Origin of the sequence: Shouchella xiaoxiensis (assembly GCF_016907895.1) — a bacterium.
Taxonomy (GTDB): Bacteria; Bacillota; Bacilli; order Bacillales; family Bacillaceae_D; genus Shouchella; species Shouchella xiaoxiensis.
The window spans coordinates 135,910-151,380 of the sequence record NZ_JAFBCV010000011.1; the positions used below are offsets into that span (position 1 = coordinate 135,910).

11 protein-coding genes and 1 pseudogene are annotated in these 15,471 nt (G+C 40.2%); 6 read left to right on the forward strand and 6 right to left on the reverse strand.

What is annotated here, in order from left to right; all coding sequences use genetic code 11:
- The first annotated feature begins 288 nt into the window (after nucleotides 1-288).
- Entirely contained in the window at nucleotides 289-669 is a 381-nt protein-coding gene (locus tag JOC54_RS16410; protein WP_204467559.1) for a GntR family transcriptional regulator, read from the forward strand.
- 137 nt (nucleotides 670-806) lie between these two features.
- Nucleotides 807-1,913, forward strand: a complete 1,107-nt coding sequence (gene spoIIP, locus JOC54_RS16415) for a stage II sporulation protein P (RefSeq protein WP_204467562.1) — start codon at nucleotides 807-809, stop codon at nucleotides 1,911-1,913.
- Between the two features lie 25 nt (nucleotides 1,914-1,938).
- On the opposite strand, the gene JOC54_RS16420 is transcribed toward spoIIP, so the two are convergent.
- From JOC54_RS16420 to JOC54_RS16440, 5 genes are all read right to left on the reverse strand, one after another.
- Nucleotides 1,939-2,970: a LacI family DNA-binding transcriptional regulator gene (locus JOC54_RS16420; RefSeq protein ID WP_204467587.1), complete on the reverse strand. Its 1,032-nt coding sequence runs from the start codon at nucleotides 2,968-2,970 to the stop codon at nucleotides 1,939-1,941.
- 48 nt (nucleotides 2,971-3,018) lie between these two features.
- The gene (locus tag JOC54_RS16425; RefSeq protein ID WP_204467564.1) at nucleotides 3,019-4,677 is read right to left on the reverse strand and encodes a glycoside hydrolase family 13 protein; all 1,659 of its coding nucleotides are present in this window, start codon (nucleotides 4,675-4,677) and stop codon (nucleotides 3,019-3,021) included.
- 78 nt (nucleotides 4,678-4,755) lie between these two features.
- A complete protein-coding gene (locus tag JOC54_RS16430; protein ID WP_035422224.1) occupies nucleotides 4,756-5,598 on the reverse strand; it encodes a sugar ABC transporter permease in 843 nt (280 codons plus the stop codon).
- A gap of 3 nt (nucleotides 5,599-5,601) precedes the next feature.
- Nucleotides 5,602-6,882: a carbohydrate ABC transporter permease gene (locus JOC54_RS16435; RefSeq protein WP_035422226.1), complete on the reverse strand. Its 1,281-nt coding sequence runs from the start codon at nucleotides 6,880-6,882 to the stop codon at nucleotides 5,602-5,604.
- Nucleotides 6,879-8,135 (reverse strand): sugar ABC transporter substrate-binding protein, encoded by a 1,257-nt coding sequence (locus tag JOC54_RS16440; protein ID WP_035422228.1) that lies wholly within the window; start codon nucleotides 8,133-8,135, stop codon nucleotides 6,879-6,881. The genes JOC54_RS16435 and JOC54_RS16440 overlap by 4 nt, the downstream gene beginning before the upstream one ends.
- Before the next feature lie 220 nt (nucleotides 8,136-8,355).
- On the opposite strand from JOC54_RS16440, the gene JOC54_RS16445 reads away from it, so the two are divergent.
- Nucleotides 8,356-10,110 (forward strand): glycoside hydrolase family 13 protein, encoded by a 1,755-nt coding sequence (locus JOC54_RS16445; protein WP_204467566.1) that lies wholly within the window; start codon nucleotides 8,356-8,358, stop codon nucleotides 10,108-10,110.
- 223 nt (nucleotides 10,111-10,333) lie between these two features.
- Here JOC54_RS16445 and bglX read toward each other — a convergent pair whose 3' ends face one another.
- Nucleotides 10,334-12,484 carry a beta-glucosidase BglX gene (gene bglX, locus JOC54_RS16450; RefSeq protein ID WP_204467569.1) on the reverse strand — a complete coding sequence of 717 codons (2,151 nt, stop codon included), beginning with the start codon at nucleotides 12,482-12,484 and terminating at the stop codon, nucleotides 10,334-10,336.
- 617 nt (nucleotides 12,485-13,101) lie between these two features.
- Between bglX and JOC54_RS16455 the strand changes: the two genes are divergently transcribed.
- The 3 genes and pseudogenes from JOC54_RS16455 to JOC54_RS16465 all read left to right on the forward strand — a co-directional run.
- Nucleotides 13,102-13,968 (forward strand): ABC transporter ATP-binding protein, encoded by an 867-nt coding sequence (locus JOC54_RS16455; RefSeq protein ID WP_204467571.1) that lies wholly within the window; start codon nucleotides 13,102-13,104, stop codon nucleotides 13,966-13,968.
- A 3-nt stretch (nucleotides 13,969-13,971) separates the two neighbouring features.
- Nucleotides 13,972-14,700 carry a hypothetical protein gene (locus JOC54_RS16460; protein WP_035422233.1) on the forward strand — a complete coding sequence of 243 codons (729 nt, stop codon included), beginning with the start codon at nucleotides 13,972-13,974 and terminating at the stop codon, nucleotides 14,698-14,700.
- A 205-nt stretch (nucleotides 14,701-14,905) separates the two neighbouring features.
- Nucleotides 14,906-15,471, forward strand: a pseudogene (locus JOC54_RS16465) (collagen-like exosporium glycoprotein BclA1); the annotation flags it as partial.

Sequence of the window (15,471 nt, forward strand, 5' to 3'; positions counted from 1 at the left end):
CCCCACACTCTTTCAATCCTTATTTATCTTTTTTAACAAATAACCTTCATTCATTTTTGTCAGTTCGTTACAATGTCTCTTTCCTTTTCAGCTAAAACCTAACAGATTCCTTTCTATTCGCTGTCATCATAAAGAGACACCCTGTCGTATCAGCTCTTAATAACATTCCTGCTTTGTTTTTTAATTTAGATACAGTAAAATGAAAATAGTTCAACGTAGAACATCCCTTATCCCATTCGTTTTCATTTCCTATATACCATTGTTCACTCGTATATGAAAGGAGATACCTTGAAAGCCACTTTTGATGATTCAAAACCCATTTTCCAACAAATTGCAGACATGATTTCAGATGACATTATTGAAGGAAGCTTGACTGAAGGGGACAAACTCCCCTCAACTACTGACTTATCGACCTTTTATCAGATTAATCGCGCTACAGCACAAAAAGGATTAGCTTCTCTTGTAGATAAAGACCTTATTTATAAACAACGTGGTGTTGGAATGTTTGTACAAAGAGGAGCGAAAAAACGTCTATTAGATGAACGAAAGCAAGCTTTTTTTGTCAGTTACATTAAACCAATGCTTAGCGAGGCAAAACGAATCCAATTAACAGATACAGAAGTAATTGACTTCATAAAGAAAAAAGACGAGCGTACGGACAACGAATAGTCCTACGCTTTTTTTGTATGTCTTCCTGCGAAAAATTTTCTCTAATCCTTCTTTTATCCTCAGAGAAGCGGTTTGCAAACGACAGTGATATTCTCTGCCCCAATTTCATAGATTAAGATAGAAGGATGGTGAAGAATATGAGTCAACTACTTAAATGGCTAGGGACCATCTCAGCCATATTGCTGTCTCTTTTACTTGTTATTAGCATTCTGGCAACGAATAACACTTGGTATAACCGAGGCCTTAACGATATGGTTGCACCTTTAGATGGCGTAGACTTGCTTTCTCTTATTTCAACTGAAAATCATTCTTTCAAACAGGCATTACCGACAGATTATCAACAGCGTTCAATAGGTAACATGCTCGTCTCTTCCACAACAAGTCTCGATTTAAATAACCCTTTATCACTACTCGCTCAAGGAATTCCAATCATGTCTTCTTTTGACACAAGAATTGTACAGGCTGGTGAAGGGACTAACCTAACAAATATGCCAAGAGAATCAACTCCCCCTGAAGAGGCATTAGAAAAACTGGCTAAAGAACATGCCAACTCAACACCTACAGTTGAAACACCGGCAACGAACAATGACGGACAAGCCACAGAACCTTCCGTCCTTATCTATCATACACACAGCTATGAATCTTATTTACCGGAACTCGGTTTTGAAGGTGATCCCAATGCAGATAAAGCCATTTCAAGTGACCCTACTAAAAACATTATTAGAGTTGGTAACCGTTTTGCCGAAGTACTAGGTGAGCATGACATCATAGCCGATGTTGATCAAACGAATGTCAATGCCTATATGCTGGAGCGTGATATGAAAAATTATTATGCTGCATCGAGACAAATTGTCACGAAACAAATGGATGAGCAAGACTATGATTTAATTCTTGACTTCCACCGTGATTCAGTTCGAGCAGAACATACGGTTGCGACGATCAACAACGAACGTTTTGCCAGAATATTGTTTGTTGTTGGTACTGCTCACCCAAACGCTGACGCCCAAAGAAAAGCAGCCATCGAACTGAACGAGCGAATTGAAGCGGAATACCCTGGATTGAGTCGTGGTGTATTTGAGAAAGATAAATCACAAGGAAACGGCGTATACAATCAAGACCTTGCCGACACCGCCATGTTAATCGAATTCGGAGGCGTTGACAATACGATGGATGAAAGCTTACGCAGTGCTGAAGCTGTAGCCGGAATACTAGCCGATTACTATAAAGAAACCATTCGTGAATAATATAAAGACCGCCATTCGGCGGTCTTTATTGTCTTTCTATTGCTTGACTCGTTTCTCTTCTCACTAACCTGTGACCAACCTTAACAGCCTGCATAGGTAAGTCTGGATTTGCGATTCGCTTCCGCAGTAATTCAGCAGATTTAAACCCTAATTCATAGATTTGAATATCCATTGTCGTTAACGGAGGACTTGCTAGTTCTGACATCAACACATTATTAAAGCTGACAACAGATATATCTTTTGGAACTTGATAACCCATACTTGAAAGCATGCGGAGCACACCTAGAGCCATAAGGTCATCGGCTACGATGATCGCTGTTGGTGGAGTCACTTGTGCCATTAATTCAATAACAGCCTGTTCACCACCTTCAAACACTTCATCGTGGTAAACAAGATCACCTTCGTTTATCTCTAGACCAGCACTCGTCAAAGCTTCACAATAGCCTTCTCGATGGTCTAGCGTCACGTAGGCGTCTTTTCTCCCACCAATAAACCCGATACGCTGATGCTTTAAAAGCAGTAAATATTCAGTGAGCATCTTTGCTGCTTTTACGTTATCGTTGTTTACATATGAGACAACCCCTTCGAGTTGCTCTGGCGGTCTGCCTATAACAACAAACGGAAAATTTTCTTCTAGTAAAAACGGTATAACTGGATCTGCTGTTGTTGAATACAGCAAGATCATTCCATCAACCCGTCGACTATGAACCATTTCTTTTACTTCTTCTATAATGTCGGATTCCAATTGGCCTGTTGATAGATATAAGCCATACTTATCTTCATTAGCCTGAGCCGTTATTCCCCTTAACACTTCAGGAAAAAACGGATTCTGGAAAGGCGCGTAAGAAACGCTAGGCATGATGACACCAATCACATTCGTCTGTTTATTAACGAGGTTACGTGCATGTACATTTGGATGGTAACCTAATTCAGCCATTACGGCTTTTACACGCGCTTTCGTTTTCGCACTTATTTTCGGGCTGTCTGCAATCACGCGCGAAACTGTGGAAGGTGCAACCCCTGCCAGCTTTGCTACATCTTTAATTGTATGAGTCAATAGACGTCCACCCTCTTGATCGGCCATTTAACGTTCTCAAGTAGAAACTTAAGAGTTTGTTTTTCGGTAAATACGTGCTTCATAAGGCTTTAATTGTTGAGAATCTGCCTCATCATAATTGCTTAAAATGATTGTGCCGTTCCCTTCATGTTCAAACCGATGTGCTTCTTCCGACAAGTTAACTGCGATAGTAAACGTGTCATCTTGTCCATGTCTTTCATAAACAAACACTTCTTCCACTCCAACATCTCGAAGCTGATACGTGCCGTATACGAGTGTATCATATTGTTTACGTACTTCAATCATCTTCCGGTAAAAACTCAATATTGATGATGGATCAGCTTTCTGGGAATCCACATTAATTTCCCTGTAATTTGGATTCACTTTTAACCAAGTGTTGTCAGCCTGACTAAAGCCACCGTTTTTCTCAGTCGACCACTGTAAAGGCGTTCGTGAGTTGTCCCGACCTTGGCTCCATACGACTTGCATAATCTCTTCGTGCGGCACACCTTTAGCACTTTCTTGTTTATAATAATTACGCATCGAAACGTCATCATATTCTTCAATTGAATCAAATTGAACGTTCGTCATTCCTATTTCTTGTCCTTGATAGATAAACGGTGTTCCCTTCATGAAGAAATACATCGTTCCTAATGCTTTTGCACAAAGATTCCAGTATTCCTCATCATTGCCCCAAGACGACACCGCACGTGTTTGATCGTGGTTTTCAATAAATAAAGCGTTCCAGCCCAGACCTTCTAAACCATACTGCCATTTAGATAATGCTTCTTTCACAGCTGCTACATCAAGCTTCTGTTCGGCATCTTTTCCCCAGAGACCTAAGTGTTCAAACTGAAAGACCATGTTAAACACACCGTTGTTTTCACCAACCCAGGCAGCCACATCATCAGGATTTTCCATACGAACTCCATTTGCTTCACCGACGGTAAAAACATCATGTTGATCAAGTGTTTCCCGCTTCATCTCCTGAAGATAGTCATGAATGCCTGGACGATTCATATGCCCATCAAATGATTCAACAAACGTTTCTTCCGTTTCATTCGGTAGATCAGGTAATCCATCAATTTTTTTAATATGGCTAATCGCATCTACACGGAAACCGTCAATTCCTTTGTTCATCCACCAATTCATTGTTTCGTAAAGCGTGTCGCGGACTTCTTTGTTTTCCCAGTTCAAATCAGGTTGTTTCGTTGAAAAAATGTGCATATAATATTGTTCTGTTTTTTCGTCCCATTCCCATGCAGGTCCATTGAAGATCGAAGCCCAGTTATTTGGCTCTGAACCATCAGCCTGAGCATCACGCCAAATATACCAATCTCGCTTTTCACTTTCCTTCGATGATCTCGATTCAACAAACCACTCATGCTCATCTGACGTATGGTTAATAACGAGATCAATGATTAATTTCATTCCACGAGCATGTACCTCGTCCAGTAACTGATCAAAATCAGCCATGCTCCCGAATTCTTCCATGATTTCTTTATAGTCTCGAATATCATAGCCATTGTCGTCATTCGGTGAATCGTACATAGGGCTTAACCAAATAACATCGATGCCGAGCCATTTTAAATAATCTAATTTAGAAATCACACCTTGCAAATCACCAATACCATCGTTATTCGCATCATAAAAACTACGTGGGTATACTTGATAGCATACCGCTTCTTTCCACCATTTTTTTGACAATGTAAAAACTCCTATCCTAATAAGCAGGTTTTATATCTATAGGTGCCTTGTATATAAGCCACCCCTGAATGAATGTATCTAGCCTTTTGTTGCTCCTGAAGCAAGACCCGAGATGAGGTAACGCTGCAAGAATAAGAATACGATCGCGATTGGAACAGCGATTAAAACAGCACCCGCAGCAAACCGTGTGAAGTTATTCGCAAATTGATCGTTAACGAAATTGAATAAACCAAGCGCCAACGTGTAATTCTCAGGGCTTCTTAATACGATTCGAGGTAAAATGAAGTCCATCAAAGGGTTCATGAAGTTAAACAAGGCAACAACCGCAAGAATCGGCTTCGCAAGTGGCAAGACAATTGTGAAGAAAATTCGAAAATGGCCTGCACCATCTAATTTTGCGGATTCATCAAGCTCTTTCGGTAATGTATCAAAATACCCTTTAACCAAGAATGCATTCATCGGTATAGAACCACCAACGTAGATTAAAATTAACCCCCATAGAGAATCAAGCAAACCAATCGTGTTTAATAGTACATAAATTGCGACCATCGCCATAATAACAGGGAATATTTGCAAGACCAAAAACAAGTAAAGTCCATTTTTCTTCCCAACGAATTGATAGCGCGAAAATGCATAAGCAGTGAAGCAGACAACAATGGTTGAGAGAATCGATGTAATGGTTGCTACAAATAACGAGTTTTTATACCAAGTAGTATAGTTACTCTGTTCACTGAAGAACAACCATCTATAATTTTCTAATGACCATGAATCAGGTAAGAGACTTGCACCGTATATATTTGTTCCTGGGTTTAATGATAGCGCCAACGTCCAAATAAGCGGGTAGGCGATGATCACGAACATGAAGAAAATAAAAGCGTACATTAGAAAAACTTCTATTCTAGATCTTGTTTTCTGTTTCATGGCTTATTTGTCCTCCTTAAACGAAGCGCTACGACGGAATTGGAATACGGCGAACAACGCTACGAGAATACCGATGATAATCGAGATGGCTGCTGCCATACTGTACTGAGAATTTTCGAACGCAAGGCTATAAACCCACGAGATTAAAATATCTGAGCTCCCTGCGCTTTGACCACGTACCGGCGGGCCACCTTCATTAAATAAGTAAATTAAGTTGAAATTATTAAAGTTACCAGCGTACTGCATAATGAGCAGTGGTGCCGTTGCGAATAACACATGCGGCATCGTAATAAAGCGGAATTTAGAAAATCTACTCGCTCCATCCATGTCTGCTGCTTCATACCAATCATCTGATACACTCTGCAAAATTCCGGTAAATAACGCAAATACAAATGGGAATCCGAGCCATGTTTGAATCATGATTAACGCCATCCGAGTATAGAACGGGTCAGATAACCACGGTATAGCGGTGTCAAATAACGGAACCAACAAGTCACGATTTATTGCACCAAATCCATCATTAAACAAAGCCGCAAAGATTAAGATTGTTACAAAGCTTGGGACTGCCCAAGGTAGAATAAGTACAGTTCGAATTAATTTTTTATATTTAATCCGTTTATCATTAACGATTACTGCTAACAACATGGCTAATGCAATTTGTAAAGTTGTGGCAACTACTGTCCACACAATCGTCCAAGATAGAACAGAGAAGAACGTATTTCGCCAAATTGGAATGGTAGCTAAATCAATAAAGTTTTGAAATCCAACCCAATTCAAGACATTTCTTGGTGGCGCATTAAACAAGTTATAGTCGGTAAATGCAAGAATAACCATATAGATTAATGGAAAAACTACCGCTAATAAAAGCAGCGCTAAACCTGGTAAAACAAGCAAATAAGGGAAGCCTTTATCCCACGAATGACGAGTGCGCTCTCGCAACGTTGGAATGACTTCGCCAATTTGTCGTTTATGTGCAACACGTCGAGCATCTTTAATGTTTAACACAACTAACACGATGGCAAAGATCGTTAAGAAAATCGCTACAATCCCTTGTCCAATCAACACACGGGAATCATCTACTCCCGACCACGTACCGAGCGTAAATAAACCCCAAAATCCCATGTTAAACAGATCATAAAAAACCGTGAAGAAAGCAAGTGAAATGAACAAGAACAAGCTCCCTTTCAACCACTGACGGTTGTAAAGCTGTCCAAGACCAGGAATGATTGATAAGATACCTGCTAGCTTTGGATTATGATTTTGTTTTGGCTGTGCGTCCCTCATTCTCTTCCAGCTCCCATTATCTCAATTTCATCTCTAATCATCTGTACCGTTTCTTCAAGGACTTCCGCTACATCATCACCTTGTGATATGAAGACATTTGCATCTCCCATTGGTCCCCAAACGGCCGATACTTCTGGTACATTAGGCATGAAGTAAGCATGTTGCAATTGCTCTTGGAACCCTTCATATAACTCATTGTCTATCTCAAATTCTGCTCTTGCAGGTATTTCACGCTTGTTTTCAAAGAAAATTTGAGCGCTTTCATCATTGGTCATAAATAGAGCTAATTCCTTCGCCCAGCTAATATGATCACTATAGCCATTTACCATCCATGCTTTTACTCCACCCAATGAACGCATCGGTTCTCCATTAACGGTTGGAAGTGGTGCGGATTTTAATGTATCACCAAGCTCTTCTCCATATTCAGCAATATTCCACGGTCCTGAGAAAACTGCCCCTACGCTGCCATCTAAGAACAATCCATTCAAAATATCGGCATTTAAGTTTTGTGGCAAGTAGCCTTCTTGATGAAATTTCTGTAAAAGTTCTCCACCTTGAACAGCACCCTCATTTGCTAGTCCAATATCAGATGTGTCGTAGTCCTCCCCATCCTCAGCAAAGATGTAGCCTCCATAGGCATCATAGAACGGATAAGCAAAATACATTTCACGTGACTCTAGTAGAAAACCAAATTCATTCGCTGCTGCATTGGTATGTTCTTCACCGAGCGCTTCTAAATCTTCTATTGTTACAGGAGCCTCATCAACGATGTCTGTGTTGTAAAAAAGCGCGTATGTTTCTACTGCTGCCGGTACTCCAGCAAGTTCTCCTTCATAACTAAGGGCATCGAGTGTGCCATCTAAGTAGCCAGCTTCTTGTTCAGCTGTTAGATCAATATTTGCCGCTAAACCTTGCAGGGTGATACTGCCTACCATATCATTTGGCTGATAGAATAAATCTGGCCCTCCGCCAGCTGGCGCATCAAGCGACATCGCTTCTAACTGATCCCCCATACTAAATGGCGTTATGCGTACTTCAATGCCCGTCTCTCTTTCGAAGTTATCGCCAATTTCACGATAAGCCAATAATTCACGTTCATCGTCATTCACCCAGATCGTTAAAGAGTCTGGTTTATTCTCTTCTGTTGCTGGGTCCGGTTCTAAGTCATCAACAACACCCGTTCGATCTGGCCCGCATGCGCCAAGTAATCCAATGACAGCAAGCACGCTTGCACTCTTTAACCATTTATTCATCACAATGTCCTCCTTCAAACATGAAGTAATTCTCTTTAGGCAAACGTTTGCATAAATGCATGTAATTAATGCAACTAAATTTCTCACTCAGTATAAAGGTACAAGCCAATTTACACAATACCTAATTATTATTTTAGGAAATCGTTTGCAAAAAAATTGACAGTCATGATAGCCAATTTTATGATAGAAGCAAGAACGTACGATTATAGAGGAGGCTTCTATGAATAAAGCAGCTATCATTCATACACAAGAAAACCGCCACTTGTATTTAGTAAATTCAAACCGAGCCACTGTTCGGATTCAAACAGCAGTCGGCGATGTGACTTCTATTCAACTCATTCATGGTGACCCATATGATTGGCGTGAGGGGAAGTGGCTATCTCACGAGAGCGCAATGACGTTGATTGGTACGGATGGGACTCACGATTACTGGTCAACAACGATTCATCTACCTCATTCTCGTCTGCGCTACGCATTTAAGTTGTCCAGCAACGAGCATACATTAGTATTTACTGAACGAGGATTCTTTAATGAACAACCTGCTCATATTTCTCCCTACTTCTGTCTTCCTTACGCTCATGATTCAGAAGTTTTTTCACCACCTGACTGGGTCGAGCAGACCGTTTGGTATCAAATTTTTCCTGAACGATTTGCAAATGGTGACGAATCATTAAACCCTGCTCAAACACTTCCATGGGAAAGCGCTGAGCCTAAACCAGATTCCTTTTTCGGCGGAGATTTAGAAGGGATTATTCAAAATCTTGATTACTTAGAAACTCTCGGTATTAGTGGTATTTACTTAACACCTATTTTTAAAGCGTTCTCAAATCACAAATACGATACAATTGATTATTTTGAGCTTGACCCTCAATTTGGCGACAAACAGACTTTAAAAAAATTCGTAACAGCTTGTCATGAGCGTGGTATCCGGGTCATGCTTGACGCCGTCTTTAATCATAGCGGTTATTACTTCGCTCCTTTTCAAGATGTGCTTCACAACGGTGCGTCCTCAAAGTACGCAGACTGGTTTCATCCACATGAATTCCCGCTTAATTCAAGTCTAGCCAAGCCAAACTATGAAACGTTTGCTTTTGTTGGTTCAATGCCTAAACTGAACACAACTCATCCAGAAGTTAAAAACTACTTATTAAAGGCAGCTCGCTATTGGATTGAAGAGTTTGATATAGACGGGTGGCGACTCGATGTCGCAAACGAAGTCGATCATGCTTTTTGGAGGGAGTTTCGTCAAGCAGTAAAGACCGTTAAACAAGATGTCTATATTCTGGGAGAGATCTGGCATCAAGCTGGAGCATGGCTCCAGGGTGATCAATTTGATGCGGTCATGAATTACCCACTGACAGATGCGATTCAAGACTATGTTCTAAAGAATAAACCAGTGCAAGAAGTACAAAAATCACTCTCCCGTCACTTATTTAGTTATCCACACCCTGTTAATAAAGTTCAGTTTAACATGCTTGGTAGTCACGACACAGCTAGGGTCTTGACGGTCAGTGATCAAAACAAAAACTTAGTAAAACTTCAGTACTTTCTTTTATTCTCATTTCCTGGTTCACCTTGCATTTACTATGGAGATGAAATTGGAATGAGCGGTGACAACGATCCAGGTTGTCGAGCTTGCATGATTTGGGATCCTGAACGCCAAGACAGTGACATGTATTCGTTTTTACAACAATTAATTGGTTGGAAGAACCAGTATAAAGCGTTTGGAAATTATGATGCGCTCACCTTTTATGACTCAAGACACAAAGATGTTCTGATGTATGCTTTATCTAGTTCTGACGAAACGTTCGTTGTACTGGTCAACCGTTCACAACAGTCGGCGGCGGTTCAGTTACCTCATTCATTCCACTCAAAACCATATAAAGATCTTTTAGTAGGACAATCTCAGTCACAACAAACATCAAGCTCAGAACTATCGGTTGAGCCAGAAGCGTTTAAGCTGTTAAAGTTTTAAGAAATAAAGCCACCTTGCATATAAGAAGGTGGCTTCGTTTGATTTGTACACATATTTCTGTGTATAAGTAACCTAAGTCTGTTTATAAGTTAACTAATACTGTGTACATTTCCTGTTTTTATGTGAATAAGCTGTGCATAAATCATAATTTAGCAGCATTTAATCTTCTTCTAAAAGACGAAAACGCCACTAGCAGTTTGCTAGTGACGTTCAATACTACTTTTTATTTTATTAGTCTAAACTCTGCTTGCTCTGTATTTGAACTACTTGTACCAATAAATACACGGAAATTTCCTGGGTCACTTGTATAGGATAAGTCAGCATGATGATAACGCAACATGTCTTCAGTAATCGTAAAGGAAACGGTTTTTGATTCATTTGCTTCAATGATTATTTTTTTGAAGCCCTTTAACTCTTTAACCGGACGGACGACTTCCCCGACAATATCTTGAATATATAGCTGAACCGTTTCTTCTCCATCAAAATGACTAGTATTTGTAATGGTTATAGATGCATTAATAGATTCATGTCTTTGAATTTCTGTTTTATCTAGCGTCAGATTTTCATATTGGAAACTAGCGTAACTTAAGCCATGACCAAATGAATACAGCGGAGTGTTCGCTACATCAATGTATCTTGAAAAGAATCGTTCATCACTGTTTTCTGGAAGGGGTCTGCCTGTGCTATAGCTATTGTAATAAAGAGGCAGCTGCCCTACTGTTCGTGGGAATGACATTGATAGTTTTCCAGATGGGACAACGGAGCCGAACAAGATATTAGCTACAGCTGCTCCCCCTTCTGAACCAGGATGCCATGCCTCTAAGATTGCATCTGCCAGCTGATCCACTTCCGTTAAATCTAACGGCCGAGCATTAAACAGTACAACCACCACTTTTTTTCCGATTGCTTTAAGTTCCCTCAATAATTCTAACTGACACTCTTCAATCGTAATGTTGGCTCGACTTCTGCCCTCCCCACTACGATCTCTTCCTTCTCCAAGAGCTAGCACAACTGTATCTACAGATTTCGCCAAGACCATTGCTTCTTGAAAATGCTCTTGATCACGCTCATACATCTGAGCTCCTGCCGCGTAGACAATCTGCTCTGAATGAAGAGCTAATCCTTCTTTTAAGGTAACAGCTTCTTCCTGCTTACCAAAAATAGACCATTCGCCAAGTATGTCTTTATTATCTCCATATGGACCAATTAAAGCGATTTTCTTTGTCTTTAGAGGCAGCACGCCATTATTTTTAAGTAATACTGTGCTTTTTTCTGCTGTTTTTCTAGCTAATTCTCTGTGTTCGGCAGTGAATAAAGTTTGTTCTTCACGCCCCTCACTCACGCCTCTATAAGGATCATCGAAAAGACCTAGCTTTTCTTTTAATTGTAGGATTCGTAGAACTGCTTCATCAACTAAATCAATTGAAACTTCGCCTGTTTCCACCAACCCTTTTAAATCATTTTCATAGCATAAACTCATCATCTCAATATCAACACCAGCTGTGATTGCTTTCTGAGCCGCTTCTTTTTCATTCTCGGCGACACCGTGAGGAATGAGTTCACCTACTGCTCCATAATCTGAAATTAATACGCCTTCAAAACCAAATTCTTCTCTTAAAATTCCACGCATTAATGGTTTATTACCTGTAGCTGGAACGGAATCCACCGTATTAAAAGCTGTCATAACAAGCTCTGATCCAGCATCAAGTGCGGCTTTATATGCAGGTAAGTACTGCTCTCGCAACTCTCTTTCCGACATATCAACCGTATTATAATCGCGTCCAGCCTCTGCCGCACCATAAGCTGCAAAGTGCTTTACACACGCCGCTACGCGATCAAACTCTTTCCGTAAATCATTTCCTTGAAAACCTTTAACCGTTGCCTCTGCAAATCGGCTATTTAAAAATGAATCTTCACCTGTCGATTCCATTACTCTTCCCCACCTAGGATCACGAACGAGGTCAACCATTGGGGCAAAACAAACATGTACACCTGCACTTGCAGCTTCTTTAGCAGCCACAGACTGTGCTTGTTGCACTAGTTCTGGCTCCCAAGTTGATCCTAGTGCAAGCGGAATTGGAAAAATCGTCCTAAAACCGTTAATAACATCTGCCATAAAAAGAAGTGGAATCCCTAATCGATTCGACTTCAAATGTTCTTTTTGAATTCCTATCGTTTTTTTTGCTCCGGCTACGCCTAAAACAGAGCCACTTTTTTTAACTGCATGTTGATTAATCGGTAATTCTGCCGGTCCAGTAACTGGCGTATCATTCGCTTCTTCTGAATAAAATGCGCCAGCATATTGCATTAACTGACCAATCTTTTCATCTAGCGTCATCTTTTCTAAAAGTACATCAATTGCATATCTCTCCATTTTAAAGCCTCCTACAAAAGTTAAATTGAAACGTTTCAATAAATCATCAAAAAAATAAACCATTGTACAAATTTAAACGCTTTCATTTATGTCGAAACGTTTCAATATCAAGATCTTTATTTAGTATATACGTCACTGAATCTTGAAGCAATATAAATTTTAATTAAACGATTGATTAACGTTAAAGGAAAGCGAAGATCTTTACATGATAAACATAAATGTGTATAGTTGATTAGACGACTAATCAACTTATCACCTTAGTTGAAAGAAGCTCTGCTGAAAGCTCTATTCACGAGTATGAAACCAATTTATCAGCAAACGACTGATTTGGTTACTGACAACGTAATAGCAGGTCACTTAATTGAAAATCAGCAAATCCTTTCACCAACAGAAATTAAAAGCTTTTTTAAGTGAATTGAGCAACCGCACAAAAAGGATCAGCAGAGTTTGTTGAGGATGTTTTTTTATAAACAGTTGGTATCGGAACCTTTGTCCAGCCAGATGCAAAAACAAAGAAATGCAATTTTCTTCAACTTACGTCCAACAATGCTACTTGAGGCTTATCGAATTGAAATAACGGAACAGGAGATACTTAGATTAATAAGAGGAGGAGACTTATGATAAAAATGCAGAACGTTTCTTTTCAATATGGAGATTTTACCGCTTTGGACAGCGTATCACTCCATGAAAAAGAACCTATTATAGCTGGGCTTTGGGGAAGAAATGGAGCTGGAAAAACGACGTTAATGAAATTGCTTTCTGGACTCGAAAAGCCAACAAGCGGCGACATTTTAGTTAACACTACTAGCCCCTATAACAATTCCGAAGCTATGAAACATGTGACTTATATGCAGGAAAACCATCCATTTTCTCAACATTGGTCCGTAAATGACGCACTCCGATTCGGAGCATATTTTAATCCGCAATGGGATCAATCGTGGGCGGAGTATCTGGTAGAGTTGTTCGAATTACCAGGAAAAAAGAAAATCAATAAATTTTCAAAGGGCATGCAAACGATGGTCAAAATTGTTATTGGTTTAGCAAGCAAGGCACCTGTCACCATTATGGATGAACCAACAAACGGTCTTGATGCGCATATGAGAAAGAAATTTTATCAAGCTTTATTGGAGTCGTATGAAGATGACCCACGTTTCATCTTCTTATCTACACACCATATTGACGAAATCGAGTCTTTATGTGAAAAAATTGCTGTTATTCATGCAAAAACGATTATCCGCTATGAAGAAACGGACCAATTAAAACAACAAGGCATTCTTTTGAGCGGAGAAGAGTCTTTAGTAAGAGATTTTATTAAATCAAGCATCATTATTGAAGAGCGTAGGCTTGGCAAACAGATTAGCGTAATGATAGATCAACGATACACGGAAGAGTGGGAACAGCTCGCAAACCAAAAAGGAGTGAGCATTGAGAAAGCGCCACTTCAAGACTATTTAGTTAGTGTGACAACAGAAGGAGTACGTTGAAAGATGAGCACTTTTAAAGGTCCATTCCGCATTGTATTTGAAGAGCTTCGTATACAGTTTTACATCATTGCTATTATTACTATTGTTTTAACAGCACTTTACGTATGTTTAGGAATAATAAATGCTAATAACGATGAAACGTTTAATGTTGGCGCTAACTTCGGTCCTGTTTACGGCTTTTTATTGCTTTACCCGTTTTTCTTTTTCAACAATTCCTATCAATATACGTTGGCACTAGGCGGAACACGGAAACAATTCATGCTTGCAGCAAGCATTTCTGGCATCCTATTTATCGTCTGTTCTATGCTCATCATTAATCTCTTATTGGTGTTAAATGGTTGGTTAATTGAGCAACAGTATAGCTCCAGCACAATTTTTCATATGGGAGATTTACTTCCCACATCTAACCCTTTTCTTTATTATTGCCTAGACTTGTTCTACGGCGTGTTCTTATTTGGTACTGGCGTTTTTATTAGTTCAATCTGGTTCAAGTTTGGAACGGTTCGCACATTAGCTTTAGCTACTGTAATTGGAATGGTCGCTATAATAAGCATTACCTTTGGTGATTTATCTCTTGTTTGGGATACCTTCCTGCATGAGCAGCTGCTTTTTGCATTTATAGTAGGTGCTATAGGCATTATTGCGCTTGTATTTGCTTACTTTCTTATGAGAAATGGCCCACTAGAGCGAGGTGGAGATGGCGGGTTTTTCGGAAAAAAATCGCGATCCTAATTTTAAGAGGTCGTGCCATAGTGCACGACCTCTTTCATGTTGATAAACCATAGCTACAACCCAATTCTGAATGAAATGGATTGTGCATAAGCATATTTTCAACTCTATTTCTGTGAATTTCCTTATATGTCTAAAGCAATTCCTATACATTTCGCATAAGCTGAAACGTATTCGAATTCACTTTAGAAAAGGGTTGACATATCACATGTATAATGATTTTAACGATGGATGCCCCTCTAACATTCAGCGGTTTCAAAGAACCGCACGTAACGGAGGAGGGTTTTTTAACGGTATCGGACCGACCGGACCCACTGGGCCGACTGGACCAGGTGGCGGCGGCATCTCAGGAATTACCGGACCAACTGGTTTCACTGGAATTACCGGGCCAACAGGTCCTACTGGGCCGACTGGACCCACTGGTGCTACCGGAGCGCCAGGAATAACAGGATCAGGGTTAACAAATGTTGAACCTTTTGACGTAACGAGAGCTCCTGGTTATCAACCAGGTCAAGTCATTACGTTTCAGGGTAGCACCTATGTTGTAAATACCGCTTCACCTATAGGAATTCCGGGAATCTCACCTGAGTATACGTTAATTGCTGCTGTAGGTGCTACAGGAGCTACCGGTGTAACCGGCGCGGGTATCACCGGTACGACTGGGCCTTCTGGACCTACGGGGGCTACGGGCATTGGCTTTGAGGGCGTTGTTGCTTTTGATCCGGCTGTTGCTCCAACGTATCCGGTTGGGCAAGTTGTTACTTTCAACGGCAG

Coding starts and splice junctions, on each gene's coding strand:
- spoIIP (WP_204467562.1), top strand. CDS start 807: ATGAGTCAACTACTTAAATGGCTAGGGACCATCTCAGCCATATTGCTG.
- JOC54_RS16430 (WP_035422224.1), bottom strand. CDS start 5,598: ATGAAACAGAAAACAAGATCTAGAATAGAAGTTTTTCTAATGTACGCT.
- JOC54_RS16435 (WP_035422226.1), bottom strand. CDS start 6,882: ATGAGGGACGCACAGCCAAAACAAAATCATAATCCAAAGCTAGCAGGT.
- JOC54_RS16440 (WP_035422228.1), bottom strand. CDS start 8,135: ATGAATAAATGGTTAAAGAGTGCAAGCGTGCTTGCTGTCATTGGATTA.
- JOC54_RS16445 (WP_204467566.1), top strand. CDS start 8,356: ATGAATAAAGCAGCTATCATTCATACACAAGAAAACCGCCACTTGTAT.
- bglX (WP_204467569.1), bottom strand. CDS start 12,484: ATGGAGAGATATGCAATTGATGTACTTTTAGAAAAGATGACGCTAGAT.
- JOC54_RS16455 (WP_204467571.1), top strand. CDS start 13,102: ATGATAAAAATGCAGAACGTTTCTTTTCAATATGGAGATTTTACCGCT.
- JOC54_RS16460 (WP_035422233.1), top strand. CDS start 13,972: ATGAGCACTTTTAAAGGTCCATTCCGCATTGTATTTGAAGAGCTTCGT.